12 protein-coding genes and 1 pseudogene are annotated in these 15,555 nt (G+C 46.3%); 1 reads left to right on the top strand and 12 read right to left on the bottom strand.

Features of this window, described 5'->3' with window-relative positions:
* Positions 1-142: 142 nt before the first annotated feature.
* The 3 genes from tkt to NLX74_RS00305 all read right to left on the bottom strand — a co-directional run bounded on the left by tkt (position 143) and on the right by NLX74_RS00305 (position 4,629).
* Entirely contained in the window at positions 143-2,188 is a 2,046-nt protein-coding gene (gene tkt, locus NLX74_RS00315) for a transketolase (protein ID WP_254327645.1), read from the bottom strand.
* A gap of 391 nt (positions 2,189-2,579) precedes the next feature.
* The gene (purU, locus tag NLX74_RS00310) at positions 2,580-3,479 is read right to left on the bottom strand and encodes a formyltetrahydrofolate deformylase (protein WP_254327644.1); all 900 of its coding nucleotides are present in this window, start codon (positions 3,477-3,479) and stop codon (positions 2,580-2,582) included.
* Between the two features lie 22 nt (positions 3,480-3,501).
* A complete protein-coding gene (locus NLX74_RS00305; RefSeq protein ID WP_235307806.1) occupies positions 3,502-4,629 on the bottom strand; it encodes a deoxyribonuclease IV in 1,128 nt (375 codons plus the stop codon).
* A 297-nt stretch (positions 4,630-4,926) separates the two neighbouring features.
* On the opposite strand from NLX74_RS00305, the gene NLX74_RS00300 reads away from it, so the two are divergent.
* Complete coding sequence (locus tag NLX74_RS00300) at positions 4,927-5,841, top strand: TIGR01777 family oxidoreductase (RefSeq protein WP_254327643.1); 915 nt, start codon at positions 4,927-4,929, stop codon at positions 5,839-5,841.
* A gap of 197 nt (positions 5,842-6,038) precedes the next feature.
* Here NLX74_RS00300 and NLX74_RS00295 read toward each other — a convergent pair whose 3' ends face one another.
* The 9 genes and pseudogenes from NLX74_RS00295 to NLX74_RS00255 all read right to left on the bottom strand — a co-directional run bounded on the left by NLX74_RS00295 (position 6,039) and on the right by NLX74_RS00255 (position 15,549).
* Entirely contained in the window at positions 6,039-7,859 is a 1,821-nt protein-coding gene (locus tag NLX74_RS00295) for a DUF6382 domain-containing protein (RefSeq protein WP_254327642.1), read from the bottom strand.
* 63 nt (positions 7,860-7,922) lie between these two features.
* Entirely contained in the window at positions 7,923-8,435 is a 513-nt protein-coding gene (locus tag NLX74_RS00290) for an A24 family peptidase (protein ID WP_254327641.1), read from the bottom strand.
* A 94-nt stretch (positions 8,436-8,529) separates the two neighbouring features.
* A complete protein-coding gene (locus NLX74_RS00285) occupies positions 8,530-9,525 on the bottom strand; it encodes a TadE/TadG family type IV pilus assembly protein (RefSeq protein ID WP_254327640.1) in 996 nt (331 codons plus the stop codon).
* The gene (locus NLX74_RS00280) at positions 9,494-11,710 is read right to left on the bottom strand and encodes a DUF5702 domain-containing protein (RefSeq protein ID WP_254327639.1); all 2,217 of its coding nucleotides are present in this window, start codon (positions 11,708-11,710) and stop codon (positions 9,494-9,496) included. The genes NLX74_RS00285 and NLX74_RS00280 overlap by 32 nt, the downstream gene beginning before the upstream one ends.
* 40 nt (positions 11,711-11,750) lie before the next feature.
* Positions 11,751-12,419, bottom strand: coding sequence for a TadE family protein (locus NLX74_RS00275; RefSeq protein WP_165176294.1), 669 nt, complete (start codon positions 12,417-12,419; stop codon positions 11,751-11,753).
* The gene (locus tag NLX74_RS00270; protein ID WP_013309278.1) at positions 12,419-12,610 is read right to left on the bottom strand and encodes a Flp1 family type IVb pilin; all 192 of its coding nucleotides are present in this window, start codon (positions 12,608-12,610) and stop codon (positions 12,419-12,421) included. Before NLX74_RS00270 ends, NLX74_RS00275 begins: the two co-directional genes overlap by 1 nt.
* A 13-nt stretch (positions 12,611-12,623) precedes the next feature.
* A complete protein-coding gene (locus NLX74_RS00265; RefSeq protein ID WP_254327638.1) occupies positions 12,624-13,508 on the bottom strand; it encodes a type II secretion system F family protein in 885 nt (294 codons plus the stop codon).
* A gap of 6 nt (positions 13,509-13,514) precedes the next feature.
* Positions 13,515-14,306 (bottom strand): type II secretion system F family protein, encoded by a 792-nt coding sequence (locus tag NLX74_RS00260; protein WP_254327637.1) that lies wholly within the window; start codon positions 14,304-14,306, stop codon positions 13,515-13,517.
* A pseudogene (locus NLX74_RS00255) lies at positions 14,303-15,549 on the bottom strand (TadA family conjugal transfer-associated ATPase). The gene NLX74_RS00260 and the pseudogene NLX74_RS00255 overlap by 4 nt, the downstream one beginning before the upstream one ends.
* Between the last annotated feature and the right edge of the window lie 6 nt (positions 15,550-15,555).

Below are 15,555 nucleotides of genomic sequence, written 5' to 3'. Positions count from 1 at the left end.
TCAGTATGAAAATACACACTGTATCACCGTATCCTATACATTGGAATTCAATAGTGATTTCATTGCAAAGCATCAACTGTATGAAACAAACAGCCGTAAGCCTTTCTCAGGTTACGACTGTCTGTTTTAGATGCTCAGTGTTTTATTTCAACAAAGCTTTCACACGGCTAACAACATTCTCTACTGTAAAACCGTATTCCTTAATTACGCGGTCGCCAGGTGCGGATGCACCGAACGTGCTGATACCGAGAATGTCGCCTTGATCGCCAACATATTTTTCCCAGCCCAGTGGATACGCCATTTCGACAGCCAAACGAGCTTTCACTTCTGGCAGCAGAACGGAATCTTTGTATGCTTTGTCTTGTTTTTCGAACAGATCCCAGCTTGGGAAGCTGACAACACGTACTTGAATACCTTGTTCTGCCAGTGCTTCCTGAGCTTTAACAGCCAATTGCACTTCGGAGCCTGTAGCCAGAATTTGAGCAACCGGTTTGCCGTCTGTTGCATCTGCAACCACATAAGCACCACGTTTGATACCTTCGCGTGCATGCTCAGCACTAGCAGCCAGGATTGGCAGGTTTTGACGAGTCAATACCAGAGCAACCGGGTTTTTCTTGTTTTCCAATGTATAAGCCCAAGCAGCAGAAGTTTCATTACCGTCCGCCGGACGAATTACTGTCAGGTTCGGGATAATACGCAGGGAAGCCAATTGTTCGATCGGCTCATGAGTCGGACCATCTTCACCTACAGCAATACTGTCGTGAGTCAGAACGTAGGTTACAGGCAATCCCATCAGAGCTGCCAGACGAACGGCTGGACGCAGATAGTCTGTAAATACGAAGAATGTACCGCCGAATACTTTTACACCTTGGTGCAACGCCATACCGTTCATCGCAGCAGCCATACCAAATTCACGGATACCGAAATAGATGTTACGGCCGGCGTAGTCTTCTGGCGTAAAGTTCGTCAGGTTGTTCAAATGTGTCATCGTGGAGCTCTCCAGATCGGCAGATCCGCCTGTCAGGAAAGGTACGTTTGGAGCCAATCCATTCAGAGCATTACCAGAAGCTACACGAGTCGAAACGGCTTTGTCTCCAGTCGTGTATTTCGGAAGATCACGATCCCATCCTTCTGGAAGATCGCCGTTTACAGCTGTTTCGAACTGAGCTGCCAAATCAGGGTGAGCTGCTTTGTATTTCGCAAACTGTTCATCCCATGCTTTGTTCGCCGCGATACCGCGCTCTTTTACTTTAGCAAAATGCTCGCGAACCTCTTGTGGTACGTGGAAGTCCTCTTCGTATACCCATTTGTAGAATTCTTTAGTCAGCTTAGCTTCTTCTGATCCCAGCGGGGAACCATGAGTACCACCGTGTCCGCCTTTACCTTGTTTGTTCGGGCTTCCGTAGCCGATAACTGTTTTCACTTCAATCAGCGTAGGGCGTGTCGAGTCGCCTTGCGCTTCTTCAATGGCTTTTTGGATGGCTGGAAGGTCGTTACCATCTTCTACGCGCAGTACTTGCCAGTTGTAAGCTTCAAAACGTTTGGCAACACTCTCGGAAGAGGACAGATTAAGCTTGCCGTCCAGTGTAATATCATTGGAATCAAACAATACAATCAGCTTGCCCAGTTGTAAGCGACCAGCCAACGAAGCAGCCTCGTGAGAAATACCCTCCATCAGATCGCCATCGCCGCAGATTGCATACGTGAAGTGATCTACAACTTTAAATTCGTCTTTATTATATGTTGCACCCAGTTGAGCTTCAGCCATTGCCATACCTACGGACATTGCGAGACCTTGTCCCAGAGGTCCAGTTGTAGCATCTACACCAGCAGTGTGCCCAAACTCAGGGTGGCCCGGTGTAAGGCTGCCCCATTGACGGAATTGTTTCAGTTCTTCCATAGGAAGATCATAGCCGCTCAGGTGTAGAAGGCTGTATAGCAACATGGAACCGTGTCCTGCGGACAATACAAAACGGTCACGGTTAACCCACGTAGGTTGATCCGGATTATGATTCATCGTTTTAGCAAAAAGTTGGTATCCCATTGGCGCGGAGCCCATCGGCATACCAGGATGTCCCGAGTTTGCTTTCTCGATGGCGTCAATTGCCAACGTACGAATAGTTGTGATGGACAAATTGTCGATCGTGGAGTTTTCATCCTTTTGAATCGCTTGATTCTGGTCAGTCATGGTTTGCCTCCTCATATTGTATAAAGTATGTCAATTGCATTCGGTCATACTCTTCAACACCACCGTCCGATATAGAAACGATGTCTATTGAAGTGAGTGAATCTGCTTGAATGTTTCAATATGACTTATACATTCTTAAGTATTGTACCATTTGCCGTGAAAGTTTGCCAGATCGTTTATAAAGATGATTGTGGAAATGTTGTACCGGATCCTCATATAAATATACCCGTAATGTATTAACCTCATTTAAAAAATTATAAAATCACAAAAAATATTATGTACTGACCGTTTATAAGGCAAATAACTCACATAGAAAAACAAAGCCCGTTATGCGACGGGCTTTGTTCAACAAAAAATATATACTCACAAATTTTTTTCTAAAATTTTAAGATTAGTTAAAAACGACCGTTTTGTTCTCATGAACCAGAATACGATCCTCTGCATGCCATTTCACGGCTCTTGCCAAAACGACCCGCTCTATGGTGCGACCGATCCGTTTTAGCTCATTTACATCATCTCCATGACTTACCCGCTGCACGTCCTGCTCAATGATCGGGCCGCCGTCCAATTCTTCAGTTACATAATGCGCAGTAGCACCAATAATTTTCACACCGCGATTATAGGCTTGGGCATATGGCTTCCCACCCACGAATGCAGGCAGAAAGGAATGATGGATATTGATAATTCGGTTGCGATAATGCTCAATAAACTTGGGAGAAATAATCTGCATGTAACGGGCCAAAATGATAACGTCAATGTCTTCGCCAATGACCTCTAGTTGACGGCGCTCCGCCTCCGGTTTGGTATCGGCGGTTACCGGAATATGGTAATACGGGATGCCAAACGATTCCACATACTCCTTCATATCCGGATGATTACTAACTACCAATGAAATATCCGCGTCCAGATCTCCTGCCTGCCATTGCCACAGCAGTTCTACCAAACAGTGATCTTCTTTGGAAACGAAAATAGCCAGTTTTTTCTTGCGGCTGACCGCAGAAATCGTCCACTCCATACGGAATTGCTCAGCAACAGCGGCAAAATCCTGCTCCAACTGTGGCTGGGTTGCACTCAAATTCGGCAGATCAAATTCAATCCGCATAAAAAACATACCGCCGGACGGGTCCATTGTATATTGGTCAGATTGAACGATATTGGCCCCATGCTCATACAAAAAACGGGACACGGCCGCTACAATACCTGGTCCGTCTGGACAAGATACAAGCATACGCGCGCGGTTTTCATGGGCTGATAGAGTGCTACTTGGCTGATGTTTTACGTGAATTTCCATGTGGCTATTAATCCCCCTTAGCTTATACCGTCACTGGCAAATGACTGCCGGCAAACCAGGCAATCAACCGTTGATTAATGTGTTCTTCGCTCAAATCTGGAAATAGTGCTGCTTCCGTTATCATGTCATACAAACGCTCCAACGGCTCACGTGGATCGGCTTTTCTTGCTTTGGCATCATTTTTCAGCAGAGTCCAGGTGTCCAGCACAAATTTACGGACATCCACATCCTGTTTTTTGAAAAACGAATGCAATTGCTCTACCTGACCCAAAAACTCATCCCCAAAGCGCTCCTTTACATTTCCTCGAAGCAGGGCAATTTCAACCTCATACATCGGACGCTGAGTTTTGGCTTCCTTCCCAATCCATGGCGTCTCCAAAATAAACGGACGTCCTTGAAGTGCTTCATGATGCACCACATTATGAATCGTCTGATAGCCAATCCAGCCTGATCCGATCGGAGTATGTCGGTCTTTATGAGCGCCAACTGGATTTTTACTGTCATTAATGTGAACAACTGCGATGCGATTCAAGCCGACAATGCGGTCGAATTGCTCTAATACACCGTCCAGATCATTTACGATATCATAACCCGCATCGTGAATGTGACAGGTGTCCATACAAACTGTAAGACGCTCGTTATGCTCTACTTTATCTATAATGGAGGCAATCTCCTCAAAGCTACGACCCATTTCCGTTCCTTTGCCTGCCATCGTTTCAAGCGCAATGTTAACATCTGTCTCCTTCACACCGTTTAGTACCTCGTTCAAACCATCAGCAATACGCCCAATTCCGTATTCTGCATCCTTATCGGTAAAAGCGCCTGGATGTAGCACGATATTTTTCACACCAATCGCGTGTGTGCGTCGAATTTCCTCCTGAAGAAAGCTGACCGCAAGCTCATAGGTATTTTCTTTGTAAGAGCCAAGGTTGATGATATACGGGGCATGCACCACGATATCTTCCATTCCCTTCTCAGCCATTAACTGCTTGCCTTCCTCCAAATACATGGACTCCATCGGCTTACGGCGCGTGTTTTGCGGTGCTCCCGTGTATATCATAAAGGAGCTGGACCCGTAAGAAGACGCTTCTTTTGTAGCGCTGAGCAGACCCTTGTCCGAGAAGGACACATGAGAACCAATTTTCAGCATGATCCTGATTCATCCCCTTATCCTGTTATGCTTGTCTTATTTTAATTTAATCATTTTAACGTGATTATTGAAATCAAACAACATAGCTTTTATGGCAGCTTTCTTAAATGGCTCTATTAAGGGAAGACGTAGATAAAGTACACATCCGAATATATGTTAGTCAAACGAGGGTAAATAAAATCATGGATTGACATCCTTAACCGTATAAAGGTACATTCATATGAAGTTTTTCTCTCGAAAAGGGTTATATTCTATAACAGATGTATTTTTTTTGTGAATCGGAAGGAGAGCTGCTCCATGAACATCATCGTATGTGGAGGAACTGGATTGGTGGGGAGTGCACTGGTCAAAAGCTTACTAGACGACGGATACACCGTGAAAGTCGTTACCCGCAAGCCACTGGTAGGACACGAAGCGAGCCCCCGTTTGCAATATATGAGTTGGAACGAATTAAAACAAAAGCCTGAAGTACTGGAAGGCACCGATGCGGTCGTTAATTTAGCAGGCGAAACGCTGAATCAGCGCTGGACGGATAAGTCTAAACAAAGAATTCTTCAATCACGACTGCTATCTGTTGCACGGTTGGCTCAAGCATTGAATGCTCTACAAAAAAAGCCGAAAGTTATCATTCAGGCTTCGGCTGTTGCCGCCTATGGTACTTCCCTGACCGAAAAATTCGATGAAACGAGCCCTCGCTGTTCGGAAGATTTTCTGTCTCAGGTGGTAGAGCAATGGGAGGAAGCCGCTAATGCCTACCCTTCTGATGCCCGTTTAATCAAGTTACGCATTAGCCTTGTGCTGGACAGAAAAAAAGGGGCATTCCCCCTCATGAAGATGCCTTATAGCTTCGGATTCGGCGGCAAAATAGGCAGTGGTCATCAATGGATGAGCTGGATTCATATTGAAGATATCGTTCGTCTGATCACGTACTGCATCCATACGACGGAAATCGTCGGGGCAGTGAATGCTTCATCACCACATCCCTTGACGAACGACCAGTTTGGGAGGACAGTAGCTACGGTATATCACCGTCCGCACTGGTTTCCCGTGCCCAGCATTCTCGTTTCAAAGCTAGTTGGTGAGATGAGCACGCTTATATTGGATGGTCAAAAGGTACTACCGCGCAAAGCGCTGGAGCACGGATTTAAGTTTAACTATCCTTCACTTAAGGACGCTCTGGAGGAACTCCATTCTTCCCAAAAACAGCATTGAATCTAAAAAGAGGAACTCCAGGCTGGTAGGTAGTGTCACTGCCAGCTTAGAGTTCTTTTTTAGTCCGACACAATCTCTCAAGCAGACTGCAAGTTTTTAAGATGCTCATTTTATTCCTATCAATAGCCCCCTATTACAAAGAAAGAAGCCCTGAACATAACAGGCCTCTTCTTGACATATATCCATATAACCTTTATTTATGATGCATTGGAGGATTTAAAAGAGTCCAACCGATAAGTATAAGATACCCCGGCGATTTTAAAAGTGTCTCCATCCTTCATTGTGTACTCCTTATAAGGCACCATAGGCTCTCCATTCAGAACAGTTCCGTTCGTCGAGGATAAATCCTTAACAATGTGGCTATGTTCTCCTGTAACTATACAAAGCTCAATATGAGAACGGGAGGCTCCATCCGTATGCTCTACAAACTGGACCAGTTGCGGGTCTCTTCCGATGATAAAGCTGCCTGCAACGAAATGGTCTGGCTGTAACCGGATGCGCTCGGTCCCTCCACTACCTGGTGGCTTGCGATCCAGGCAAGCAATCGGTGATTGCTGAACAGGTGAAATCTGTATCTCTTGATCTGGACGAAGCAGCATCGTTTCCTGCTTAGATGCAGCATTTAGCAGCTCCGTTACCCCGGAGAGAGACTTATAATAAGCCTCACTGGTATCATTGGCTTCCAATTCATTTCCCCGCTCCGCACCTTTCCACGATGGCTCGTGTAAGTCATAATTTGCTGAAGTTTTCTCCCTGTCTTCCGTAACTCGGTCTCCCACGCTTTTAGATTCTGAGTTTGGAAAAGTCCATCTCCAGCTCTCCTGCCCTTGATCACTCAAATCGGAAGATCGCTTGTCTTGATGATGCTGTCCCGCTACAAATCCGGTCAGCTTATCTACCTGATAACGATCATTTTTCCGCTGCGCTGGGGAAGAAGTAGTTCCTAACCATTCCGAATCCAATACAGGTACTGAATCGCTGTACATATGAGACGAAGTTCTATTCCGCTCCCATTTCCCCGTCCAGCTTATATAAGCAACGGCGGCAAGTACCAAGGTCAGCACCACGGAAATGATCAACGGTACCGTCTCTGGATGATCCAGATAAATATAACGCCATACGATGGCCGAAGCGAGCAGACATCCAAGAGCAATGTACGTTTTATATTTTTGCAATCCAAGCTCCACATCTTCTACCTCGTTTTCTGTTACTAGCTCAGAATTCTCCTCTGGTTTCATGGACGGTTTGAGCCGATTGATCCGTTTAAGCTCCTGAATCTCCTGCAAAGTCTCCCGATGCTCTTGCCCGTATGTTCCGCCACGATCAGTATAGTTCCCCTGAGAGGTATGAGAGACATGAGAGATATGAGCAGATATGATAGGGTCGGCTGATGAAAAAGCTCGCCCCTCCATACTTTCTCCCTGCACGCTAGCACTCTCTGTACCGGCCTTCATTCCTTGTAATAACAGTTCCTTTAGCAATCCCAATTCAAATTCATTTCTATCACACAGATCCAGTATACGTTGTATATATTCTCCCTGAAAGTGGGCCACACGAGTCATTAAACGAATAACCATCTGCTTAAATTGACTGCCTGTTTGCCCTGCATACTGTACACTGCGTAAAGGAACATAGGTTAAACTGGCGGTTTCCCTAGTACCTGAACCACTTAGAAAAATATAATCCTCATGCAAAATAAACTGGCGGATATCTAACATATATTGCGGGCTGCGATGGAGGGCATCTGCCACTTCATAAAGAATCCGGTAGAATTCAGAAGTCGACACGCCCCCACCTTTCCATAACTGGGAAAGCATGCGTTGTCCCGAAATGTCGTAATGTAACTCAATCTGAAAATCGACTTCCTTTATTCTAAGTTCCAGCAGACCGGGAATACGATTACCAGTCATCATTCCGGTCTGTACGGAATTTAAATCATCGGTCTTGAGCCCGTCTTCCTTGTTTAGAATCATAAATGTCCCGCCGTTCCGGGCAAAATCCCTGTTTAAACCCAACAATTCATGACCTCCTTAACAATTTCCTATCTCCGTGAGGTAGCATGATCTCCCCCAGCGGACATGTCATGGCAAGAAGTAAAGATAAGCACTGATCGCTCCCGGAATGACTGCCGTCATAAAAGGAAACCTGAGGTGCGCTTCATTTCCACTGGTCAGCGCTTTGCCGCTGCGAAATAGAAAAAATCCTCCTAAATTAAAAGCCACGCGCCGCAGTCTCATGATCGTTTCCCTCTTCCATAGCAAAATTCCTATGCCAATAATACCTGCAAAAAAAATCGAATATAAAGCTGACTGCCATGCAAAAGCGGCACCTGTCCATGCTCCAATCAAGCCGAACAGCTTTACATCTCCTGCACCAACAGGTCCCATCCAGTACAAAATCAGCATGAACCCAAATCCGGTACCCAGTCCAGCAACAGCAAATAAAAAACCGTGCCACCCTCCAAACAGAGTATTGAACACTAAGCCTACCACTATACCGGGCAATGTAAGCTTATTAGGGATTTTCATGCTACGTAAATCCGTAACTAACGCAATCGCGAGCAGTACTCCGCATACAATATACATCCACGTCAATGCGATCTTCCCCCTTTAAAAAATAGAACTAGCAGACTACCAAATCATTTTCCATCGTAGTTATTCCTGTCCGTCTATGTCGAGTCGATCCTATCTATCCATCAGCTGGCTTTTCCACGGTAAACGGAACTTCTATACGTTGACCGTCCTCCGTTTCAATCACAAAGCTCCATTGACCGGGTGTTGTATTCGTTCCCACAAACCAGTTCCATTCAATAATCCCGTCCGCATTGGCAGAGGTCCAGCCCAAGTGCTGAGCTGTGCTCTCACCCGACTTATAAAGTACAGAAAGGTTAGCAGTCGTCCCAGGCTCAACCTTGGCCTTGATCAAATTGTACACACCTTTCACAGCAGGTTCAGGCTTGACGAGCAACTGTATGGAATGCTGCGCATCCTTATCTCCTGTCGCATTTCCTGTACCTGCTCCTTCCCCTGTGTCGCCAATCCAAAGACGTTCCTCTGCCGCCGCCTGAAGCACAATGCTACGATACAGAAAGGGGACCTTCATCGGCAGTTCATACGACAGCTCTACTCTAAAATAAGGGTCCTTAGTTCCTGTAAGAGCAGGTACATGTACGCTCGTTATATGAATACGGTCATACTCCAGAATGTTTTCCTCCATAAAAGGCTTTAGCATCGGCTTCAGAACAGGGTCAAGTGCAGCTTCCGTAAATCGCCCCCGCAGCTCCTCCATCGGCTTTTGACCGCCCTGAACAGCGCTCTCTACCCAATCACCCATTGGAGGTGGCAACTGGGCAGCGAATTGGCTTGCATATTCACTCACAGATAACTTGGGCAATTCATCCAGCGGTTCACGGACTGCATCTATTTTCGCGGACGCCGCCTCCACGGCTAGAGAAACTGGGTAGATTTTAGTCGAAACCTGCTTAACCACTTCTGAAGCGGTGGTCTGCAAGGCTGTGGATACCAGCGTCATCTGAACCATATAAATGAGAAAAATAATAAAAAACAGAAACATTGGCAACACGAGTGACGCTTCTAAAACAATACTTCCTTGTTCACGCCGCTCCTGCCCACTAACCTGCCGTAGATACTGATTAATAGGAAAAATGCGCTGTTTTCGTGACATAGTACACACTACCCTTAATGCTCTCTCCTTCTTTTGAGGCGGTCCCGAGCATCTTCATTACCCCAGGTAGAAACCACAGCCTCATCCCATTTTTGACCTCACCCGTTGCATACGTTTGCCGCTCAGCAGGATTGACATCTGTATTCAGGCGGATCAGAGCAAGCATACGGGACATTTTTCGTTCATTATTGCTATGGAGCATCAGGAACAATCGCAAATGATCTTTGTATGTCATTCGAAATTTCAGAAAATCAGACAATGGCACGTCCCCCTTTTGTGCCAGCATAATCATATCTTCTATCGCTTTTTCTACTCCATATAACAAAGCTGCCGCCAAAACGACCAGCGGATTACCTTTTGAGCTGTTTTTAACCAATCCCTCCATTGTTCGAATGGCAAGTCTCATAGCAAAAATTTCTCCATAGGCGGATGCCAGATTACCCGTCGGATTATGGAACCCATACAGGATGTACTCAACTTCCTGATTATTCACCTCCAGCTGATCTCCCAAAATCTGTGCAGCATTCCCCACATTTCCACCCGATCCGGCCAAACTGCCAAAACGGCTAAAATCCACATGATGGAAGTAAGAAAGCGCGTATTCATTCTGGTAAAACTCGTCTCCCAGTTGAGTCAGTAAATTGGATGCCGACCTGTATAGACCATCCATACTATCCATGGAAGCTCCCGCTGCATCATAGGTGTCATAGGACAAATCAGCGGATACAGCTGGACTGGATGTAGACTGGTTAAACGAAATACTTTCATTGTAATACCGCTCCAGATTTCTGAATTGTTCTGCACTTTGTTTACCTTTGGAAAGAACCTCAATGATCCGATAGGCTTGTTTGAGCTTGTTTTTCGCCTCTTTTTCCATTTTCTTGCGTTCTTTGTCCGGTCCACGTCGCGTATCCATCATTTTGGCTTCACCGTCGAGTACATTCGCAGGTCCCGTCCAAGCATACGCACTCAAGTATTTATCTATCTCTTTGAGCGTTGAAGCGACTTCTTGCTTGAGCATGTCTGCATTCAAAAATGGATCTGTATAAAAAGATAATGTGCGCATCATACTCGTTATTCTATTGTTAGCAGTATTTATAGAAGTCCGTTGCTTTTCAATTTCTGCTTCCCATTGCTCAAATTCCTTGTCTGGAATCAACAAATCCTCTGCTTTTTGCCGTGCGCTTCCTACCGACGGATCTGCGCTGGAGCCTGCTCCGCTTGGAGTAGGCGCTGCTGAAACCTCATCGTAGCCTGCATTGGCCGCCCTCTGCTTATACTGGGCAATGACTTTGCGCATCTCTTCATTAATCTGCCGGGCCTCATTTAACGGTTCCTTGGCTTCCAGAAGCAGCTTATCATGTTCTTCTCCAGCCTGAGCCATGATCTGACGCAGGCGATCAAGCGCTGCCCTCGCTCTACGTGCATATTTTTCCATCTGCATGATTTTAACGTCATCCACACTCTTCTTATTGTCTTCATATACATGTACGTAATGCTTATATTGAGCGGCAATATCGGCTACAACCTCAAGCGGGTCCCATATATACTGATTGGGCATATAGGTGCCCCTCTGTTTAATAATCCGCTTACGTACCTCTTCCATATAAGCTCCTGCCTTACGCTGCTTCTCCAGCATGTCATCTAGTTTGGCCTCTCGTCTGTCGTACAGCTTTTGCAGCCGTTTCAGCAAATCTACCGTATGAGAAGCCTCTTTCATATTTTGAGAGAGCGGCTTTAGCTTTTCGAGCACTTCAAACGTAAAATCGACAGGTGCTTTATACTTCATCTCTTCACGGATCTGCTCGTTAAATATGGCATATTTACCAAGCTCCCTTTCCATTTGCAGGGAACTAGAATCCAGCTTCATATTCATAAGCGGTAGCGTTTCTGCGCGTGCCGTACGCCGCGCGCTGTCATTGAGCACTTTGACCATAATTTGTTCTCCGCCGCCTTCGCCATAAGCAAACAAACCGTACTCTTGTTGTAATGTCGGATCATAAGCAGACATCACTGAACGAACCGCCGCATGGGTCAGCCGTTCGGTCTGCACATGCAGTGCAGCAATTCTCGCGTAATCAATAAATACAGCAATAAAACCGAACATGACCGCCAAAATCAGAATTAAAAAGACCGTGACAGCACCTGATTCCCCGTCCTTTGTATTGTGTCCCTTATCAAACACCCGCTTCCTCCTTTCTAGTTACATTCCCATTACTTACTTCTCACTGACCGTTTTGACCATATTGCATCAATACTTTCCCTACAACTGCCGAATCTACCTTTTCACCTGATCCTCTGCCCATAAACTTCGCACCATAATAACGGACCAACTCCACCGTACGAATCCATTCTACAGGTTCGACCACGCCAGAACTCATTTCCCCTTGCAAATCTGTCTGATCTAAAAACTGATTCAGCAAAGGTACCTTCACTATCTTATTTAACTTTGTGGTCACCTTACGGTGAATCATACTGTTCTCATATGTCATCTGCCCCTGCATGCCCGCAGGCATATTATTTTCTGCATTGGACAGCTTTTGAGCAGGTAACGAGCCTCCCCCATTTCCGCCCGGCACCTGTACACTTTCCTGATTGTTGGCTCCGGTCCAGCCAAACAGGGCTCCCAGCATAACATCATCCTTCAAGCGCCAATAGAGAGAATCCCGTTGCCCTTGTGTAAATGCTCCCGTACGCGGGTCCTTGAAGCTGTTATCCCAACTGTAAGCGGCCCTTTCCGAAGCAGTAGCAGCGACCTGCACCAATATAGATTTTTGATATATGTACAGGCAAAAAAATAACATCACAAAAATGACCAGCAGTAGAATGGGAAAGACGAGGGAAGCTTCCAAGGAGAAGCTCCCGTCCTCTTTTTGTGCCAATTTGCGCAGCATTATGAATCCATAAAATCGTTACTTTTCTTATCCGCCTTTTTCAAAAGCCCTTCTACAATTTTCTTGATCTGATCCTTGAAAATAATTGCCACCGCAATCAGAATGGCAATGATCAGGATCATTTCTAACGTACCCAGGCCATCCTCATCCTTGTACAATTTACGAATACTGCCTGTTACTAATGTCATCATCGTTGTATTCCTCCTACATATTCATCATCATTAAAGCCGGAGCGCCCACCAGCACAATTACCGTTAGCAAAATCAGCGCCATCGGGAATACTAGCTTAGATGAAGCCTGCTCCCCCCTTGTGCGGCTAATTGAAGTCCGCTTGCCCCATAACGTCTGGGATAACTCACGTAAAGCCATCACGAAATCGCTCCCGCCGCGCCTCATATTCAACAAAACTGTCGTCGTAAATACCGTCATTTCCTGAATACCACAACGTTTGCTCAGGTGCTCAAATGCCTGTTGAAAGGAAAAACCACTTTCCCATTCCGCCACCGTCTGCCTCAGTTCTCGATACAACGGATGTTCCGTATCCTCCCCTTTACGTTCCACGCAATGTAGCAATGCCCGTTGTACCGTCTCACCTGCACCTACTAAAAGCATCATTTTACTCAACAGTTCAGGCAGTTCCATTAAAATTTGCTGATCCCGCTTCTGTACTTTCCCATGCAAATCCTTGATCAGCGCGATGGGTACCAGAATACCAAGTCCCAATCCGAGCACCAGCCCAGTCGCATCCCCGCCCAGCATAAGCGATATTAAAGCTCCACCAGCAGCCATCATATATCCGTAACCCAACATTTCTGCCAGAAAAAGCATCGTTTTTTCTCCGCTGTTGCGCATACCATACAGCTTCTGCACCGAACGCTGGAGCTTGAACATCAGCAAAGGCAGCCGGTGAGTAGCACGTGAAGCATGAATCATGTGTACAAATGGGACTGAAAGTCTTTGCAGCCGCAGTCCCTCCAGCTTCATATGGCGAAAATGCGCATACTTAGCACTATGCATCTGGTTCAGCACCACCCAACCTCCCACTTGCAGAACCAGCATGACCAGACAAACCAACATCACCACACCCATCTCTCCTTACACTTCAATCTTCATAATGTGGTTGATCCACACAAGACACCCACCAAGCACCAATAAACAAAAGGTTGATAAAATCATACCTGTACCGCTGTATAAGGGCATCATGTAATCACCCGCCGTCATCGTCATAAACAATACAAACAAAAAAGGGGCCGCAAACATAACCCTCGATTCAAAACGTTTCTGCGCAATCATTACACCGATCTCCTGCTGAATTTCCAACTTCTCACCAATGACATTTGAAGCTCGTCGTACGACTTCCACCAGATCACCTCCGGTTCGTTTGCAAGCCGCAAATACGTCCGCAAAATTCGTAATGTCCTCCATCTGCGCCCGACGGGCCAAATCCTGCAAAGCAGCCTCTACAGGCTGTCCGATTTCGAGACAGGCGGTAATGATGTTAAATTCAAAAATCAGGTCGTGATCTCCATCTGGACTAAGCAATCTCAAATCCTCTACAGCCTCACGAAAACCATTCTCCACCGACCTTCCCGCTGAAAGAGAAGATGAGAGTGAATATAAAGCCTGCTTGAATTGGATGCTTAGAGCAGATCTGCGTCGTTGCAGCAAAAATTGCCTAAAATAACGAGGCGTCACCACAGCCCCGGCAGCGCACAGCAATGATAATATCCATTGGTGATAAAATAGATAGCCGATCATCGCAAACAGCACGCCACTAAACAATATGCACAGACTTTTTTGTACTGTCGATAATGTATATATCGTATAATCTGGCAGAGAAGGGACCTCACGTGATACTTGCTTGGCAGTCGTTTTTCCTGACTTCACGCTGATACTCCTCCCCTGTGCCAGCTTTCCGGATTGATCCCAGCCATTTGCAGCTTCAAAGTATGTTGCAGACCCTCGCCACAACTTTCCAGACCTCCCACGATTCGCCCCTTACTCTCTCCTCGTTCCTGAAAACGATAAAGAGGATTAAGCGTCACCTCACCATTTTCAAAACCAATCACTTCGCTAATTTCCAGCACTCGTCTGGATTTGTCGCGCATCCGTGACAGATGAACGAATATATCAATGGCCGAGCTGATCTGCTGCCGTACTACTCCAAGCGGAAGCTCTGCCCCTGCGAGCACCATCGTTTCCAGCCGGCTGACCATATCGCGGATATTATTCGCATGCCCAGTTGACAAACTTCCATCATGGCCAGTATTCATGGCTTGCAGCATATCCAGCGCCTCACTTCCCCGGACCTCACCCACCACAATGCGATTAGGCCGCATACGCAGGGAGGAACGAATCAGATCACGAATCGTGATTTCTCCCTTTCCCTCGGTGTTCGCATTCCTTGTTTCCATGGAAACCAGATTAGGGACCGTCACAATTTGTAGCTCTGCTGAGTCTTCAATAGTAATAATCCGTTCAGACGACGGGATAAACTGGGATAATGCATTCAGAAAAGTTGTTTTACCAGAACCCGTTCCCCCGCTGATAAAAATGTTGTACTTGCTACGTACCAAGTCCTTGAGCATAGCAGCGGTTTCTGCATCCAGCGCACCCATTTGTATCAAGTCATCCATCGTCATAGGACGCTCGGGAAACTTCCGTATTGTCATCGTCGGACCCTTGAGAGCAACTGGAGGCAGCACAATATTTACGCGTGACCCATCCTTTAACCGGGCATCCACAATGGGGGAAGCCTCATTCACAATTCGGTTCACCCCGGCTACAATCGTCTGGATTAAATCCTCCAGTCGCTCGCGGGACTCAAATTGATCGGGTACCTGCATCACCTCACCAGCCCGCTCCACAAAGATTTCCCGGTGACTGTTGATCATAATTTCCGTACGGTCGGGTCGTCAATCAATGGCTGGAGTACATCTAGCCCACGGAAAGAGTTAAAAATCTTGCGGACAAGTGCGTGCTTCTCACGGGAAGTTAAGCCCGCCAGCTCTACATCGTGTAAAATTCGATTTTCAATATGCCGAACCAGATCGGTATCCTTTACCGAAGACGTTACGTCCAGCCCGTTTCGGATATCTGCTCGCAATGCCTTAAACCGTTCCTCATTCATGTTCAT

Source organism: Paenibacillus sp. MZ03-122A, from assembly GCF_024213325.1.
In the GTDB taxonomy this organism is placed as follows: Bacteria; Bacillota; Bacilli; order Paenibacillales; family Paenibacillaceae; genus Paenibacillus; species Paenibacillus polymyxa_B.
The sequence above is the reverse complement of the archived record's forward strand: the minus strand, read 5'-3'. Positions and strand labels throughout refer to the sequence as shown.

Coding starts and splice junctions, on each gene's coding strand:
- tkt (WP_254327645.1), bottom strand. CDS start 2,188: ATGACTGACCAGAATCAAGCGATTCAAAAGGATGAAAACTCCACGATC.
- purU (WP_254327644.1), bottom strand. CDS start 3,479: ATGGAAATTCACGTAAAACATCAGCCAAGTAGCACTCTATCAGCCCAT.
- NLX74_RS00305 (WP_235307806.1), bottom strand. CDS start 4,629: ATGCTGAAAATTGGTTCTCATGTGTCCTTCTCGGACAAGGGTCTGCTC.
- NLX74_RS00300 (WP_254327643.1), top strand. CDS start 4,927: ATGAACATCATCGTATGTGGAGGAACTGGATTGGTGGGGAGTGCACTG.
- NLX74_RS00285 (WP_254327640.1), bottom strand. CDS start 9,525: ATGTCACGAAAACAGCGCATTTTTCCTATTAATCAGTATCTACGGCAG.
- NLX74_RS00275 (WP_165176294.1), bottom strand. CDS start 12,419: ATGCTGCGCAAATTGGCACAAAAAGAGGACGGGAGCTTCTCCTTGGAA.
- NLX74_RS00270 (WP_013309278.1), bottom strand. CDS start 12,610: ATGATGACATTAGTAACAGGCAGTATTCGTAAATTGTACAAGGATGAG.
- NLX74_RS00265 (WP_254327638.1), bottom strand. CDS start 13,508: ATGGGTGTGGTGATGTTGGTTTGTCTGGTCATGCTGGTTCTGCAAGTG.